This is a genomic window from Streptomyces aurantiogriseus, from assembly GCF_014649375.1.
Classification (GTDB): domain Bacteria; phylum Actinomycetota; class Actinomycetes; order Streptomycetales; family Streptomycetaceae; genus Streptomyces; species Streptomyces aurantiogriseus.
In genome coordinates, this window is the sequence record NZ_BMSX01000026.1 from 56,159 (window position 1) to 72,212 (window position 16,054).

Annotated in this window: 12 protein-coding genes; all 12 read right to left on the bottom strand. The window is 70.1% G+C overall.

Going from position 1 to position 16,054, the window contains the following annotated elements; all coding sequences use genetic code 11:
* Positions 1-50 precede the first annotated feature (50 nt).
* Positions 51-1,703 carry a glucose-6-phosphate isomerase gene (pgi, locus tag IE263_RS39405; RefSeq protein WP_189942909.1) on the bottom strand — a complete coding sequence of 551 codons (1,653 nt, stop codon included), beginning with the start codon at positions 1,701-1,703 and terminating at the stop codon, positions 51-53.
* A gap of 73 nt (positions 1,704-1,776) precedes the next feature.
* Positions 1,777-3,045 carry an MFS transporter gene (locus tag IE263_RS39410; protein ID WP_189942910.1) on the bottom strand — a complete coding sequence of 423 codons (1,269 nt, stop codon included), beginning with the start codon at positions 3,043-3,045 and terminating at the stop codon, positions 1,777-1,779.
* Positions 3,046-3,213: 168 nt separating this feature from the next.
* Entirely contained in the window at positions 3,214-3,549 is a 336-nt protein-coding gene (locus IE263_RS39415) for an RNA polymerase-binding protein RbpA (protein ID WP_003976875.1), read from the bottom strand.
* 210 nt (positions 3,550-3,759) lie between these two features.
* A complete protein-coding gene (secG, locus tag IE263_RS39420) occupies positions 3,760-3,990 on the bottom strand; it encodes a preprotein translocase subunit SecG (RefSeq protein ID WP_189942979.1) in 231 nt (76 codons plus the stop codon).
* Between the two features lie 137 nt (positions 3,991-4,127).
* Positions 4,128-4,883: a triose-phosphate isomerase gene (tpiA, locus tag IE263_RS39425; RefSeq protein WP_229911412.1), complete on the bottom strand. Its 756-nt coding sequence runs from the start codon at positions 4,881-4,883 to the stop codon at positions 4,128-4,130.
* Between the two features lie 42 nt (positions 4,884-4,925).
* Positions 4,926-6,137, bottom strand: a complete 1,212-nt coding sequence (locus IE263_RS39430; protein ID WP_189942912.1) for a phosphoglycerate kinase — start codon at positions 6,135-6,137, stop codon at positions 4,926-4,928.
* Between the two features lie 132 nt (positions 6,138-6,269).
* Positions 6,270-7,277 carry a type I glyceraldehyde-3-phosphate dehydrogenase gene (gap, locus tag IE263_RS39435; RefSeq protein ID WP_189942913.1) on the bottom strand — a complete coding sequence of 336 codons (1,008 nt, stop codon included), beginning with the start codon at positions 7,275-7,277 and terminating at the stop codon, positions 6,270-6,272.
* 227 nt (positions 7,278-7,504) lie between these two features.
* Positions 7,505-10,462 (bottom strand): M14 family metallopeptidase, encoded by a 2,958-nt coding sequence (locus tag IE263_RS39440; protein WP_189942914.1) that lies wholly within the window; start codon positions 10,460-10,462, stop codon positions 7,505-7,507.
* Between the two features lie 178 nt (positions 10,463-10,640).
* Positions 10,641-11,630, bottom strand: coding sequence for a DNA-binding protein WhiA (gene whiA / locus IE263_RS39445; RefSeq protein ID WP_189942915.1), 990 nt, complete (start codon positions 11,628-11,630; stop codon positions 10,641-10,643).
* Positions 11,621-12,688 carry a gluconeogenesis factor YvcK family protein gene (locus tag IE263_RS39450; protein ID WP_189942916.1) on the bottom strand — a complete coding sequence of 356 codons (1,068 nt, stop codon included), beginning with the start codon at positions 12,686-12,688 and terminating at the stop codon, positions 11,621-11,623. Before IE263_RS39450 ends, whiA begins: the two co-directional genes overlap by 10 nt.
* Positions 12,685-13,767, bottom strand: a complete 1,083-nt coding sequence (gene rapZ, locus IE263_RS39455) for an RNase adapter RapZ (protein ID WP_189942917.1) — start codon at positions 13,765-13,767, stop codon at positions 12,685-12,687. Before rapZ ends, IE263_RS39450 begins: the two co-directional genes overlap by 4 nt.
* Complete coding sequence (uvrC, locus tag IE263_RS39460) at positions 13,764-15,884, bottom strand: excinuclease ABC subunit UvrC (RefSeq protein ID WP_189942918.1); 2,121 nt, start codon at positions 15,882-15,884, stop codon at positions 13,764-13,766. The genes rapZ and uvrC overlap by 4 nt, the downstream gene beginning before the upstream one ends.
* Positions 15,885-16,054 lie beyond the last annotated feature (170 nt).

Below are 16,054 nucleotides of genomic sequence, written 5' to 3' on the forward strand. Positions count from 1 at the left end.
CAGGCGAGGGCATCCTCTTGGCCTACCGAGACGGGTGGGTGGGCAAACCCTTACTTACGGCCCCGCAGCTCCCGGTACTTGGCGACCAGCGCCCGCGTGGAGGCGTCCAGGCCGGGCACCTCAGCACCTTCCGTCAGCGCGGGCTCGACCCGCTTGGCGAGGACCTTGCCGAGCTCCACTCCCCACTGGTCGAAGGAGTCGATGTTCCACACCGCGCCCTGGACGAACACCTTGTGCTCGTAGAGCGCGATCAGCTGGCCGAGCACCGACGGCGTCAGCTCGCTCGCGAGGATCGTGGTCGTGGGGTGGTTGCCCTTGAACGTCTTGTGGGCCACCAGCTCCTCCGGCACACCCTCGCCGCGCACCTCGTCCGGGGTCTTGCCGAAGGCCAGCGCCTGGGTCTGGGCGAAGAAGTTGGCCATCAGCAGGTCGTGCTGCGCCTTGAGCTCGTCACTCAGCTCGGCGACCGGCTCGGCGAAGCCGATGAAGTCCGCCGGGATCAGCTTCGTACCCTGGTGGATCAACTGGTAGTACGCGTGCTGCCCGTTGGTTCCGGGGGTGCCCCAGACGATGGGACCGGTCTGCCAGTCGACCTCCTTGCCGTCCCGGCCGACGTACTTGCCGTTGGACTCCATGTCGAGCTGCTGGAGGTAGGCGGCGAACTTCGACAGATAGTGGCTGTAGGGCAGGACCGCGTGCGACTGGGCGTCGTGGAAGTTGCCGTACCAGATGCCCAACAGCCCCAGCAGCAGCGGGACGTTGGCCTCGGCGGGCGCGGTGCGGAAGTGGTCGTCGACGAGGCGGAAGCCGTCGAGCATCTCGCGGAAGCGGTCCGGCCCGATGGCGATCATCAGGGAGAGGCCGATCGCCGAGTCGTAGGAGTAGCGCCCACCGACCCAGTCCCAGAACTCGAACATATTGGCCGTGTCGATGCCGAAGTCGGCGACCTTCTCGGCGTTGGTCGACAACGCGACGAAGTGCTTCGCGACGGCTGCCTGGTCACCGAGCGCGTCCAGCAGCCAGGTGCGGGCCGAGGTGGCGTTGGTGATGGTCTCGATGGTGGTGAAGGTCTTGGACGCGATGATGAACAGCGTCTCGGCCGGGTCCAGGTCCCGGGTCGCCTCGTGCAGGTCGGCGCCGTCCACGTTGGAGACGAAGCGGACCGTCAGGTCGCGGTCGGTGTAGCTGCGCAGCACCTCGTAGGCCATGGCCGGGCCGAGGTCGGAGCCGCCGATACCGACGTTGACGACGTTCTTGATGCGCTTGCCGGTGTGGCCGGTCCAGGCACCGGAGCGGACCCGGTCGGCGAAGTCGGCCATCTTGTCGAGGACGGCGTGCACACCGGGGACGACGTTCTCCCCGTCGACCTCGATCACCGCGTCGCGGGAGGCGCGCAGGGCGGTGTGCAGCACCGCGCGGTCCTCGGTGGTGTTGATCTTCTCGCCGCGGAACATGGCGTCCCGCAGCCCGAAGACGTCGGTGGCGGCGGCCAGCTCGCGCAGCAGCCGCAGCGTCTCGTCGGTGACGAGGTGCTTGGAGTAGTCGATGTGCAGGTCACCGACCTGCACCGTGTACCCGCTGCCGCGCCCGGGGTCGGCGGCGAACAGCTCGCGCAGCTGCACCTCGCCTAGTTCCTCACGGTGCTTGGCCAGAGCGGTCCACTCGGGCGTCTGGTTGAGCCTCGTACGGCCGTCTGCGTTCATGTCGGACCCAGCCCTCTTTCCTCACCTGTCCGTGCTGCGCACCTTGTCCCGCTGCGGGTCCCAACCTAATTGATCAGCGCGTGACGTGAGCTGTCGTGGGACCGTCCTGCGGTGCAACAACAGGTACGTCCGCCTGGCCCGCCGGTATCAACGCGGCGACGGCCAAGGCGAACAGCACGGCCGCGCACAGTGCGGGTGCGTTCAGGCCGAAGGCTCCCGCCACGGCTCCGCCGAGCAGGGCACCGAGCGGGGCGCCGGAGGTGGAGGCCGTACGGAAGGCGGAGGAAATACGGCCCACCATGGCCTCGGGGCTGCGGTGCTGCATCAGCGTGACCTGGTTGACGTTCCACACCATGTTCATGATGCCGAGCAGCAGCATGCCCGCGAGGAGGGCGCCGAGGTGACGCACGGTGCCCATGAGCAGCAGGGACGCCGTCTGGACGGTCCCGCCGAGCAGCAGGGCCCGGGCCCGCCCGGTGCGCCGCGCGATCCGTTGGGCGACGAAGCCGCCGGCGAGGCTGCCCACCGCGTACGCCGTCATGGCGGCGGCGAACTCGGTGTCGCCGGCGTGCAGCCAGTGCGTCACGTGCAGCACGAGGGTGGCGATCAGGGCACCCATGCCGATGTTGCACAGCAGGGTGGCCAGGCACACCGGTCTGAGAACCCGGTCGTGCCACAGCGCGCGCAGCCCTTCGCCGATCTCCGCGCGCAGGGTGCTGCCCGCAGGACGCGGCTCCCGCTCGGGCGGGCGTATCCGCAGGGAGGCCACGAGGGCGGCCGCGAGCAGATAGGTGGCCGCGTCGGCCGCGAACGGCAGGAAGGCGCCGCCGGCGAGCAGCAGCGGCACGACCGGCCCGGCCAGCAGGCCTCCGGCGAGCTGCTGGCCGGTCATCAGCCGGGCGTTGGCCCTGCCCAGGGCCGCACGGTCCACCAGGGACGGCAGCAGGGCCGTGGAGGCGTTGTCGAAGAGCGTCTGGAGGGTGGTCAGCAGGAAGGCGAGGGCGAGCAGCAGCGGGATCGAGGCGTGGCCGAGGCCGACGGCGAGCGCGAAGCCGGCCACGAGCAGCCCGCGTACGGTGTCCACAGCCCACATCGCGCGCCGCTGGTCCACCCGGTCGGCGACGGCCCCGCCGAGCAGGCCGAACAGTAGCCAGGGGACGTAGCCGCAGGCGGTCACGGAGGCGATGACCAGGGGCGAGTCGGTGAGCCGGATGGCGAGCAGGGGCAGGGCGGTGGTGCGCAGGGCGTCCCCGAAGCGCGAGATCACGGCGGCGCTCCACAGCCGCCCGAACCCGCCGCGCCACGCGGGCGCGCCGCCGTCCGCCGTCCCGACCGTCGTCACAACTCCCCCTCCCGGTCCGCCGGTTCGCCGTCGCTTGAAGCACGGCGCACGAGAACCGCTACGAAAACCGTAGAGGGCACCACTGACAATCGGTCCGACGGCCGTCGACGCGGACGTGGGAAACAGGTCCGGCCAGGCGCCCGCAGGCACCTGGCCGGACCTCAACTCCTAGATTTCGCCCCGCAGTTTGGCGAGCGCCTCGGCGAGGATCGCCTCGCCGTCCGCGTCGCTGCGCCGCTCCCGCACATAGGCGAGGTGCGTCTTGTAGGGCTCGGTGCGCGGCGGGTCCGGGGGGTTGTCCCGGTCCTGGCCGGCCGGGAAGCCGCAGCGCGGGCAGTCCCAGGTCTCGGGTACCTGCGCGTCGCTGGCGAAGCTGGGCTGCGTCTCGTGCCCGTTGGAGCACCAGAAGGAGATGCGCAGACGCGGCGCGGACTCGCCGCGCTCGGCCTCGCCCATCGGCCCCGCCCCGACCCGGCTTCCTCGGATCGCGTTGCCACTTGCCACGGTCGTAACTCCCTGCGTGATGGTGCCGCAAAGCGAGTCGGCGTTTCGCTTCGCTGCGAGCGCCTCAGTCTACGTAAGGCCCAACGCGCGTCCAGTGATTGGAGTTACAACCCTCACACCTAGACGCAAGCCCCATGATAGGCCGCGCTCAGCTGCGCGTACCGAACATGGGGCCTTACGTACGGAATGTGCGTTTGTGTGCGTCGCTGATCAGCTGTTCGTCTTCATCAGGAGGCCGAGGACGATGATGCACGCGAACCAGAGCAGACCGATCACGACGGTGATGCGGTCGAGGTTGCGCTCGGCGACCGAGGAGCCGCCGACGGAGGACTGCATGCCGCCACCGAACATGTCGGAGAGGCCGCCGCCCTTCCCCTTGTGCATCAGCACGAGCAGCATCAGCAGCAGGCTGAAGACGATCAGGGCGATCGAGAACCCCAAAACCACGGCTGGACCAACTTCCTCGGATTCGGATGACTACGGGGCCGAAGCTTTCATCGAAGGGTCACATTCCCCATGACAGCTTCGGCCCCGCAAGGGTACGACGGATCGCCGCTACGGCATACTCACAGCCCGGCTCACTGGTCGCGGAAGCGCACGATCTTGACGAACTCCTCGGGATCCAGCGAGGCACCGCCGACCAGCGCGCCGTCGATGTCGGCCTGCGCCATGATCTCGGCGACGTTGCCGGACTTCACGGAGCCGCCGTACTGGATGCGGACCTTGTCGGCCACGTCCTGGGAGTACAGCTCGGCGAGCTTGCCGCGGATGGCGGCGCAGACCTCCTGGGCGTCCTCGGCGCCGCAGACCTTGCCGGTACCGATGGCCCACACGGGCTCGTAGGCGATCACGACGGTCTCGGCCTGCTCGGCCGGGAGGTCCTTCAGGCCGCCCTCGACCTGGGCGAGCGTGTGCGGGACGGCGTTGCCCGCCTCGCGGACCTCCAGCTCCTCGCCGACACACATGATCGGGGTCAGGCCGTGCTTGTAGGCGGCCTTGACCTTGGCGTTCACCAGCTCGTCGGTCTCGCCGTGGTACTGGCGGCGCTCGGAGTGGCCGATCGCGACGTACGTGCACCGCAGCTTGGCCAGCATCGGGCCGGAGATCTCGCCGGTGTAGGCGCCGGTGTCGTGCGCCGAGATGTCCTGGGCGCCGTACTTGATCTTCAGCTTGTCGTGCTCGACCAGGGTCTGTACGGAGCGCAGGTCGGTGAAGGGCGGCAGGACGGCGACCTCGACGGCCTCGTAGTCCTTGTCGGCCAGGGCGAAGGCGAGCTTCTGGGTGTGGGCGATGGCCTCGAGGTGGTTGAGGTTCATCTTCCAGTTGCCCGCCATCAGCGGCGTACGGCCAGCAGAATTCGATACAGCCATTGAGGGTCAGTCCTCCAGTGCGGCGAGGCCGGGGAGCGTCTTGCCCTCGAGGTATTCGAGGGAGGCGCCGCCGCCGGTCGAGATGTGTCCGAATGCGTCCTCGTCGAAGCCCAGGAGGCGGACGGCCGCGGCGGAGTCGCCGCCGCCGACGACCGTGAAGGCCCGGGAGTCGAGGAGGGCCTGGGCGACCGCCTTGGTGCCCTCGGCGTAGTCGGGGTGTTCGAAGACGCCCATGGGGCCGTTCCAGAAGACGGTGGCGGCGTCGGCGAGCTTCGAGGCGTACAGCTTGCGGGTCTCGGGACCGATGTCCAGACCCTCCTGATCGGCGGGGATCGCGTCCGCGGCGACGGTGGTGGGGTGGGTCGGGGCCTTCGTCTTCAGGTCCGGGAACTCGGGCGAGACCAGGACGTCGACGGGCAGGACCAGTTCGACGCCGGTCTTCTCCGCGCGCTCGATGTACTCGGTGACGGCCGGGATCTGGTCCTCCTGCAGGAGGGAGATGCCGACCTCGTGGCCCTTGGCCTTGAGGAAGGTGTAGGCCATGCCGCCGCCGATGAGGAGGCGGTCGGCCTTGCCGAGCAGTTCGTCGATGACGGCGAGCTTGTCGGAGACCTTGGCGCCGCCGAGCGCGACGACGTACGGGCGCTGGACGTCCTCGGTGAGCTTCTTCAGGACGCCGACCTCGGTGGCGATGAGGTGGCCGGCGGCGTGCGGCAGGCGGGCCGGAAGGTCGTACACGGAGGCGTGCTTGCGGTGCACCGCGCCGAAGCCGTCGCCGACGTACAGGTCGGCGAGTTCGGCGAGTTGGTCGGCGAAGGCGCCGCGCTCGGCGTCGTCCTTGGAGGTCTCGCCCGGGTTGAAGCGGAGGTTCTCGATGACGGCGACCTGGCCGTCGCTCAGGCCCGCGACGGTGGAGCGGGCGGACTCGCCGACCGTGTCGGTCGCGAACGCCACGGCGGAGCCGAGGAGTTCGCCCAGGCGGGAGGCGGCGGGGGCGAGGGAGAAGGCCGGGTCCGGGGCGCCCTTGGGGCGGCCCAGGTGCGAGGCGACGACCACCTTGGCGCCCGCGTCCGCGAGGGCCTTGACGGTCGGCAGCACGGCGCGGATGCGTCCGTCGTCGGTGATGGTGCCGCTCTCCAGCGGCACGTTGAGGTCGGCACGGACGAAGACGCGCCGGCCGGCCACGCCTTCGGAGAGGAGTTCGTCGATCGTCTTCATGAAAGGGGCTCCCGGGAGGGCTCGTGGTACTCCGTGATCGTAGAGAGGGCTGATCCGTACGTGCGGCAGGGCTCGGGCGGCGCGTCCCTGCGCCGCCCGAGCCCTGCCTTCACTTGGAGTCCGCTCTGTGGGTCAGAGCTGGCCGCCGACGAAGACCGTCAGGTCGACGAGGCGGTTGGAGTAGCCCCACTCGTTGTCATACCAGCCGATGACCTTCACGTTCTTGCCCTCCTGGACCATGGTCAGGGAGGAGTCGAAGGTGCAGGACGCCGGGGCGTTGACGATGTCGGAGGAGACGATCGGGTCCTCCGTGTACTCGAGGATGCCCTTGAGCTCGCCCTCGGCGGCCTTCTGGAAGGCGGCGTTGACCTCTTCCTTGGTGACCTCGCGGCCGAGCTCCAGGACCAGGTCGGTGACCGAGCCGGTGGGGACCGGGACGCGCATGGCGATGCCGTCCAGCTTGCCCTTGAGCTGCGGCAGGACCAGGGCGGTGGCCTTGGCGGCACCGGTGGTGGTCGGGATGATGTTCTCGGCGGCGGCACGGGCGCGGCGCAGGTCCTTGTGCGGGAAGTCCAGGATGCGCTGGTCGTTCGTGTACGCGTGCACCGTCGTCATCAGGCCCTTGACGATGCCGAAGTTCTCGTCCAGGACCTTGGCCATCGGCGCCACACAGTTGGTGGTGCAGGAGGCGTTGGAGATGACGTGGTGGTTGGCCGCGTCGTACTTGTCCTGGTTGACGCCCATCACGATGGTGACGTCCTCGTCCGTGGCAGGGGCCGAGATGATGACCTTCTTGGCGCCGCCGGCGAGGTGCTTCTCGGCGTCGGCCTTCTTCGTGAAGATGCCGGTGGACTCGATGACGACGTCGACGCCCAGCTCGCCCCACGGGATGTCGGCGGGGTTGCGCTCGGAGAGGACCTTGATGGTCCTGCCGTCGACGGTGATGGTGTCGGCGGTGTGGGAGACCTCCTGCTTGAGGCGGCCCAGGATGGTGTCGTACTTCAGCAGGTGAGCGGTGGTCGCGGTGTCACCCAGGTCGTTGACAGCCACGATCTCGATGTCTGCACCCTGCTCCAGCAGCGCGCGGAAGTAGTTACGACCGATGCGGCCAAAGCCGTTGATGCCTACGCGGATCGTCACGAACCGATCTCCTCGTTGGTACGCCGGCCATGCGGTGCCGGCGAGCTCTATTTGGGATGTCCCCGACCACCCCCGACCCTACCTCCCCGCGGGCGCCGTGGTGACATCGAGTTGCCGCATACACGGCAGGACGGTCCGTACCCGCCAGTAGGGGTACGGACCGCCCGGGCCGGAAGACCCTGTCACCCGATTTTGCTACGCACCGTCACGGGAAGTTGACCTCGGTGTCACCGATCAAGTGATGCGAGGGCCTTTCCGATGAGCGTTTTGCGGTCGGCCGCCGAGGTCACGTGCTCCAGGCCGAAGCCGAGCAGCACGGTGTCGTCGGTGGTGACCGCTCCGTACGTCTGGAACAGCGCTCCGGTGCGCGTCCAGTCCTTCAGGACGGCCGGGCTGCCCGCGGGCGGTCCGCCGGCCTTCCAGGCGCCGAGCGAGCTCTCGAAGCCCTCGGTCTCGGTGGCCGTGCCGCCGACGACCAGCGAGGCGTCGTCGGCGAGGACGCCACGGCCGCCGAAGCCGGGGTCGGTGACGTAGGCGATCGAGACCTCGATGTTCTTGCCCGCGTAGGCACTCAGGTCGAAGCTGACCTGCTGCCAGCCGCTGGAGGCGCCGGTGAGGGCGTTCCAGGAGCCGGAGGTGCCGGTCGCGGTGCAGCCGTCGGTGCCGAGGGTGAGGTAGTGCCGGAGCCAGGGGTGCTCGCCGATGTAGAAGCCGGCGCCGCACTCCGCCGGTACGGCGGTGCCGGTGGCGCCGCCCGTCTCGGGGAGCGTGGTCCAGTCGTCGGCGCCGACCGTGTGGACCTCGACGATCGCGTTGTCGTAGCCGGGCTCGATGTCCCACAGCAGCTGGGTCCGCAGGGTCGGCTTGCTCGCCGCGCTGACACTGCTGAGGTCGATGGTGCGGGTGAGGCGCTTGTAGGCGTCGTCGGTGTGCACGGCGGCGGCCATGGACGAGCCCGTGTACGGGCCGTACGGGTTGACCGTCCCGGCGAACCGGCCGGCACCGGCGCCGGCGAACTGCGGGTACTTGTCGGCCGGCAGCTCGTCGGAGGTGACGCCGTAGGTGCCCGCCTTGTCCAGCGGGTTGCCGGTCGCGGCACCCAGGGCCCCGCTGAAGCCGCCGAGCTTGCCGGAGCCGGTGAAGCCGGTGGCGCCGGGGGTCGACGTACGGGTGTAGGCGCCCAGGTAGTACTGACTGAAGTCGTCCGACGGGGTGCCGTCGCCGAGGTCGACGGTGCCGCCGGCCAGCTCGCCCGCCTCGATCAGCTTGCCGCCCTCGTTGAGGAAGGCACGCAGCTCCAGCTGGGTCGGGTTGCCGGGGACGCTCGCGCCCGTGTAGTGGACGACCGTGTCGAAGTGGCTCAGGACGCCGAGCGCGTCGGGCGGTCCCTGGGTGGCGACGTCCCAGACGATCGCCCTGCGGCCGTTGGCCTTCAGCGCGTCGACGTAGGTCTGCGCCTGCGTGGCGGCCGCGCCCTCCTCGGCGACGACCAGCGTGTCGGCCTTGGGCCGCGCGGCGACGGTGTAGGTGAAGCGCGCGCTGGAGACCTTCTTGCCGCTCTTGGTCTCGCCGGTGAACCACACCTCGACCTTGTCGCCCGGTTCGCCGTCCCGGACCTTGGCGCGGTACTCGTCGAAGTAGAGGTTGTCGTCCCCGCCGTAGGTCTCGCCGCCCTTCCAGGGCTTGAGCGCCTGGTGGTGCGTACGGCCGCCGTTGACGCGGTACTTCAGCTCCTTGTCGCGGATCGCCTTCCGTGCGACGACGGAGACCTCCTGGTCCGCGCCGCGCGAGTACGACGTGGCGAACGGAGCCGTGGTGAAGTCGGCGGCGGTCAGGCCGACCGCGGACTTCGGCTGGTCGGGCCGCGCGGCGGACTCGGCGAGGGAGAGCGCGAACGGGATGTTCTTGGCGAACTCGTCCTGAATCAGCTTCTCGTCGTCCGGGAAGTTGAAGACCGACTGGCAGTCGGTGGCCTTCCACTCGTCGTTCGGGTCGATGTTCGACGCGGTCTGGCAGGTCGACATCTCCGGGGTGAACATCGCGATGCCGTTGACGTTCGCCGCGTGGCCGTCCGCCTCGCCGTTCGTCGTGTACAGCTCCGAGGACACCTGCGGGTGGTAGCCCGGGATCGCGGAGTTGTCGGGGGTGCCGGCGAGCGCCTCGTAGAGGACGTCGTCCGGGGTGTCGGTGGCAACCTGCCAGCCGACGCCGTAGAGCAGCAGTTCGGCGGCGGAGTGGTAGTTGATGCCGTACGTGAACCCGATCCGCTTCTCGAAGGCGTCGAGTGCCTTGGTCTCGGGCTCGGAGCCGGGGGTCGCGCCGCGGTAGGTCTGGCTGGTGGGGTTGGGGGACGAACCCTCGTCGTCGTAGCCCCACTTGTAGGGGAAGTTGCGGTTGAGGTCGACGCCGTCACCGGTGGAGATCGCGCCGTCGCCGTTGACGTCCCGGAGGTTCTTGCGCCACAGGCGGTTGTCGGTGCTCTGGAAGGTGTAGTCGTAGCCGTCGGGGTTGGCCGACAGGACGAACCACAGCTCGGTGGAGTCGACGATCTTCTTGACGCGCTGATCGGTCTTGTAGTTGTCCAGGTAGTGGTGGAGCAGCCGGCGGGTCATCTCCGGGGTGATCCACTCGCGCGCGTGCTGGTTGGACAGGTACAGGACCGAGGGCTTGGAGCCGTCCTTGGACTTCTTCGCGTTCTTGGTCAGCTTGAGCGCGAGGATGTCCTGGCCGTTGACCGTCTTCCCGATGGAGACGACCTTGGTGAGGCCCGGGTTCTGCTGCCCGGTGCGGAGGATCTCCTCTTTCAGGCCGCCGCTGCCGCTGTAGGGACGGAACACTCCGTCGGCGGCCGCCTCGACCCGGTCCTCGGCCTTGGCCGAAAGGGTGTGCTCGGTGAGCTCGACGCCCTGCTTCTCGAGCTTCTCCGCCTGCTGGTCGGTGAGGTAGACCTCGACGGTGGCGGTGCCCTTCTCGGGCGCCTGCTCACTGAGTTCGTGGCCGTCCTGACCGGCCGCCAGCAGCAGGGGTACCTGCTTCTTGGTGACCTCGGCGCGGAAGACCTTGACCTCGTCCCCGTCGGACGTCGGGGACGGACTTGCGTGCTGTGCCTGGGCGATGGGTGCGAGGCTCGCTCCGCCGATCAGGAGCGCGCCGACAGCGAGGATCGATCTCGCTCTGTGTCTCATGGACCCCCCTAGACGTGGTCCGCCACATCGGCGAACAGATGCCAGGCTCATGACTGTTCATGATCGAGTCAAGGGGGCCTCAAGGACAGACAAACACGGATGCGGTAGCCCAATAGGACTACCGCATCCGTGTGGTGATGATCCGTCAGCCGAGGCGGGTCGGCCTTCTCGGGGGGTGTCAGCCGACGAGGTTGTCGGCGAGTTCCTCGGAGAGGTTGGCCTCGGTGCCCGGGATGCCGAGGTCGGAGGCACGCTTGTCGGCCATCGCGAGCAGCCGGCGGATCCGGCCGGCGACCGCGTCCTTGGTGAGCGGCGGGTCGGCGAGCGCGCCCAGCTCCTCCAGGGAGGCCTGCTTGTGCTCCATGCGCAGCCGCCCGGCCGCCGCGAGGTGCTCGGGGACCTCGTCGCCGAGGATCTCCAGGGCGCGCTGGACCCGGGCGCCGGCGGCGACGGCGGCGCGGGCTGAGCGGCGCAGGTTGGCGTCGTCGAAGTTGGCGAGACGGTTCGCCGTGGCGCGCACCTCCCGGCGCATCCGGCGCTCCTCCCAGGCCAGCACCGACTCGTGGGCGCCGAGGCGGGTGAGCAGGGCGCCGATCGCGTCGCCGTCGCGGACGACGACCCGGTCGACCCCGCGGACCTCGCGGGCCTTCGCCGCGATGGACAGGCGGCGCGCGGCGCCGACGAGGGCGAGCGCCGCCTCGGGCCCCGGGCAGGTCACCTCGAGAGAGGACGAACGGCCGGGCTCGGTGAGCGAGCCGTGCGCCAGGAAGGCACCGCGCCAGGCCGCCTCCGCGTCACACGTGGCGCCGGAGACCACCTGCGGGGGCAGGCCGCGGATCGGGCGGCCGCGGCCGTCGACCAGGCCGGTCTGGCGGGCCAGCTGGTCACCGCCCGCGACCACACGCACGACATAGCGAGAGCCGCGGCGCAGACCGCCGGGCGCCATCACGATCAGCTCCGAGGTGTGGCCGAAGATCTCCAGGATGTCCCGCTTGAGCCGGCGGGCCGCCATCGCGGTGTCCAGCTCCGCCTCGATCACGATGCGCCCGCTCACCAGGTGAAGGCCGCCGGCGAACCGCAGGATGGCGGAGACCTCCGCCTTTCTGCAGCAGGTCCGGGTGACGGGGAGCCGGGAGATCTCGTCCTTCACCGCTGCCGTCATCGCCATGGGCCGATCCTTCCATGCATCCGAAAAATACGGTCGTACGCGGCGGCCAGCAGCTCCGGATCATGCCGCGGAGTCCCGTCGGGCCGGGCCACCGGCGCCAGCTCGACCGCGGCGCCGAACCGCTTGGCGGCGTCGGTCAGCGAGTCGCGGTCGGGCACGGCGGCCTCGTCGGCCAGCACCACGTCCAGGGCGAGTTTAGGGGCGTGTCGTCCCAAAACCTCCAAATGACGCTGCGGGGAGAAGCCCTCGGTTTCTCCCGGCTGCGGCGCGAGGTTCAGGGAGAGTACCCGGCGCGCCTTGGTCTCCGTGAGGGCGTCCAGCAGTTCCGGCACCAGCAGGTGCGGGATGACCGAGGAGAACCAGGAGCCGGGGCCCAGGACCACCCAGTCCGCGTCGAGGACGGCCGCCACCGCCTCGGGGACGGCCGGCGGGTCGTGCGGGACGAGGTGCACGGACTGCACCTCGCCGGGCGTCAGTGCGACGGTCGCCTGCCCGCGCACGGTCTCGACGTCCTCGGGCCGCGCCGGATCATGCCCCTTGACCAGCGCCTGGAGCTCGAGCGGTACGGCGGACATGGGCAGCACGCGCCCCTGTGCGCCCAGGAGCTTGCCGACCAGGTCCAGGGCCTGGACATGGTCGCCGAGCTGCTCCCACAGGGCGACGATCAGCAGGTTGCCGACCGCGTGGCCGTTGATCTCGCCCTGCGACTGGAAGCGGTGCTGGATGACGCGGGCCCAGGTCTGGCCCCAGTCGTCGTCGCCGCACAGCGCGGCCAGCGCCTTGCGCAGGTCGCCGGGCGGCAGCACGCCCAGCTCGTCCCGCAGGCGGCCGCTGGAACCGCCGTCGTCGGCCACCGTGACGACGCCGGTGAGGTCGCCGGTGATCCGGCGCAGCGCGGTGAGCGAGGCGGACAGGCCCATGCCGCCGCCGAGGGCGACGACCTTGGGCTGGGTGCCGCGGCGGCGCGGTTTGCCGCCCCGGGCCTCGACCGGCCGGCTCACGCGCCCCTCCGGCGCCGTCCTGCGCAGCCGGCCCAGCCGCGGAGTACGTCCTGTCATTCCCGTCCCATGTCCCGGTGGACGACCACCGTCTCCACGCCCTCGGCCGCGAGGCGCGCGGCGAGCTTCTCCGACGTCGCGACCGAACGGTGCTTGCCGCCCGTGCAGCCGACCGCGATGGTCACGTAGCGCTTGCCCTCCCGGCGGTAGCCCGCGGCGATCAGCTGGAGCAGCTCCACGTACCGGTCGAGGAACTCCTTCGCGCCGGGCTGGTTGAGGACGTAGGTCGCGACCTCCTCGTTCAGGCCGGTGTAGGGGCGCAGCTCCGGGACCCAGTGCGGGTTGGGCAGGAAGCGCATGTCCACGACCAGGTCGGCGTCGACGGGGAGGCCGTACTTGAAGCCGAAGGACATGACGGTGGCCCGCAGTTCGGGCTCCTCCTCGCCGGCGAACTGGGCGTCCATCTTGGCGCGCAGCTCGTGCACGTTGAGGCTGGAGGTGTCGATCACGAGGTCGGCGTCGCCGCGCAGCTCGCGCAGCAGCTCGCGCTCGGCGGCGATGCCGTCGACGATGCGGCCGTCGCCCTGGAGGGGGTGCGGGCGGCGCACGGACTCGAAGCGGCGCACCAGGGCGTCGTCGGAGGACTCCAGGAAGACGATCCTCCGGGTGACGTTCTTCGACTCCAGGTCGGCGAGGGACTCGCGGAGGTTGTCGAAGAAGCGCCGGCCGCGGACGTCGACGACGACCGCGATCCGCGCCACGTTGCCCTGGGAGCGGGCGCCGAGCTCCACCATGGTGGGGATCAGCGCGGGCGGGAGGTTGTCGACGACGAACCAGCCGAGGTCCTCCAGGCACTTGGCGGCCGTCGAGCGGCCTGCCCCGGACATGCCGGAGATGATCACCAGCTCGGGGATGGCCGCCTCGGGGATCCCGGGCGGCGTGACGTCCGTACTCACCTGTGCTCCGTCTTCGTGTCCTGCGGTGTGCTCGGCGCTGCCGGGGCCCGCGTCGGGCGCGGCGGCGTCATGGCGTGTGTCGTGCCGGGTGGGATCCTCGCCGGTTTCCCCGGGCGCTTGCCGGGGCGTCGCCGTGGGTGCCTGATCTCGGCCGGTTGTGTGCTGTGCGTCGTGCTCGGTCATGTCTCCTGCCCCCGTCGTTCTTCCGGGGTGCCCGCGGTGACGGGCTCCCCGGGGGAGCCCGCCGTCGTGTCGGGCTCCTCCTCATCCATGATCTCTCCTGTCGCCGTGTTCACGGCGGGTGCGGGCGGAACCGCCTGGGCGAGGGCCGCGACGATCGTCTCGGCCGTCTTGCGGCCTATGCCGGGTACCTCGCAGATCTGGTCGATCGTCGCGGAACGCAGCTTCTTCACCGAACCGAAGTGCTTGATCAGCGCCTGTTTGCGCGTGTCGCCGAGGCCCGGCACTTCGTCCAGGGGACCTGCGCGGAACCGCTTGGCCCGCTTGGTGCGCTGGTAGGTGATCGCGAAGCGGTGGGCCTCGTCGCGGACGCGCTGGAGCAGGTAGAGGCCCTCGCTGGTGCGGGGCAGGACGACCGGATCGTCGTCGTCCGGGAGCCAGACCTCCTCCAGGCGCTTGGCGAGTCCGCAGACGGCGATGTCGTCTATGCCGAGCTCGTCCAGGGCCCGCTTGGCTGCCGCGACCTGCGGCTGTCCGCCGTCGACGACGACGAGCTGGGGCGGGTAGGCGAAGCGTTTGGGACGGCCGTCGTCGTCCTTGAGGGCGTCGGTGAGGGGGGCGGCGGTCACGTCGGCGGACCCGTCGGAAGAGGTGGCGGCGGAGCCGTTGACGGGTGCCTCGGCGGCGCCCGGCTCGCCGTCGGTCCACTCCCCCGTGCGCTCCTTCTCGGCGAGATAGCGCCGGAAGCGGCGGGTGATCACCTCGTGCATGGAGCGGACGTCGTCCTGGCCCTCGAAGCCCTTGATCTGGAAGCGGCGGTACTCGCTCTTGCGCTGCAGGCCGTCCTCGAAGACGACCATGGAGGCCACGACGTCGTCGCCCTGGAAGTGCGAGATGTCGTAGCACTCGATCCTGAGCGGGGCGCTGTCCAGGTCGAGAGCCTCGGCGATCTCCTCCAGGGCACGCGAGCGCGTGGTGAGGTCGGAGGCGCGCTTGGTCTTGTGCAGGACGAGGGCCTGCTGGGCGTTGCGCTCGACGGTCTCCATGAGGGCGCGCTTGTCGCCGCGCTGCGGGACGCGCAGCGACACGTGGGAGCCGCGGCGTCCGGTGAGCCACTCCTGGACGGGCTCCACGGGGTCGGGCAGGGCGGGGACCAGGACCTCCTTGGGGACGGCGTCCCCGGTCTCCTCGCCGTAGAGCTGCTGGAGGGCGTGTTCGACGAGGGCGCCGGTGGTGATCTCCTCGACCTTGTCGGTGACCCAGCCGCGCTGGCCGCGGACGCGTCCCCCGCGGACGTGGAAGATCTGGACGGCTGCCTCCAGCTCGTCCTCGGCGACCGCGATGAGGTCGGCGTCGGTCGCGTCGGCGAGCACGACCGCGTTCTTCTCCATGGCCTTCTTCAGGGCCTCGATGTCGTCGCGCAGGCGGGCGGCCCGCTCGTACTCCATCTCCTCGGCCGCCTCCATCATCTGCTTCTCCAGCCGGCGCAGATACGTGCCGGTGCGGCCGGTCATGAAGTCGCAGAACTCGTCGGCCAGTTCCCAGTGGTCGTCGGGGGAGATCCGGCCGACGCAGGGCGCGGAGCACTTGCCGATGTAGCCGAGCAGGCAGGGGCGGCCGGTGCGGGAGGCGTTCTTGAAGACGCCGGTGGAGCAGGTGCGGACCGGGAAGACGCGCAGCAGGAGGTCGACGGTGTCCCGGATCGCCCACGCGTGCGCGTACGGCCCGAAGTACCTGACGCCCTTCTTCTTGTGGCCGCGCATCACCTGCACCCGAGGGAACTCCTCGTTCATCGTCACCGCGAGGTACGGGTAGCTCTTGTCGTCGCGGTACTTGACGTTGAACCGGGGGTCGTACTCCTTGATCCAGGAGTACTCCAGCTGGAGCGCCTCGACCTCCGTGGACACCACCGTCCACTCCACCGACGCGGCCGTGGTGACCATCGTGCGCGTGCGCGGGTGGAGGCCTGCCAGGTCCTGGAAGTAGTTCGCCAGGCGCTGGCGCAGGCTCTTCGCCTTTCCGACGTAGATCACCCGGCGGTGCTCGTCGCGGAACCTGTAGACCCCGGGCGAGTCCGGGATCGCTCCCGGCTTGGGGCGGTAGCTGGAGGGGTCGGCCATGTCTCACACCCTACTGGCGCGAAGTGACAGTCCGGCGGGGCTGTGGACAACCACGGGGTGTCCTGGAGCGGGGTGGCGATCACCTGGCGGGGCTGCGGATGTCGACGGGCCCGGCGGGGGCGGGCGGTCGCTCCGCGGGGGGCCCTGCCCGGCTCGACTCGGTGGGCCGG

Coding starts and splice junctions, on each gene's coding strand:
- pgi (WP_189942909.1), bottom strand. CDS start 1,703: ATGAACGCAGACGGCCGTACGAGGCTCAACCAGACGCCCGAGTGGACC.
- tpiA (WP_229911412.1), bottom strand. CDS start 4,883: ATGGCGGGCAACTGGAAGATGAACCTCAACCACCTCGAGGCCATCGCC.
- IE263_RS39430 (WP_189942912.1), bottom strand. CDS start 6,137: ATGAAGACGATCGACGAACTCCTCTCCGAAGGCGTGGCCGGCCGGCGC.
- IE263_RS39440 (WP_189942914.1), bottom strand. CDS start 10,462: ATGAGACACAGAGCGAGATCGATCCTCGCTGTCGGCGCGCTCCTGATC.
- whiA (WP_189942915.1), bottom strand. CDS start 11,630: ATGGCGATGACGGCAGCGGTGAAGGACGAGATCTCCCGGCTCCCCGTC.
- IE263_RS39450 (WP_189942916.1), bottom strand. CDS start 12,688: ATGACAGGACGTACTCCGCGGCTGGGCCGGCTGCGCAGGACGGCGCCG.
- rapZ (WP_189942917.1), bottom strand. CDS start 13,767: ATGACCGAGCACGACGCACAGCACACAACCGGCCGAGATCAGGCACCC.
- uvrC (WP_189942918.1), bottom strand. CDS start 15,884: ATGGCCGACCCCTCCAGCTACCGCCCCAAGCCGGGAGCGATCCCGGAC.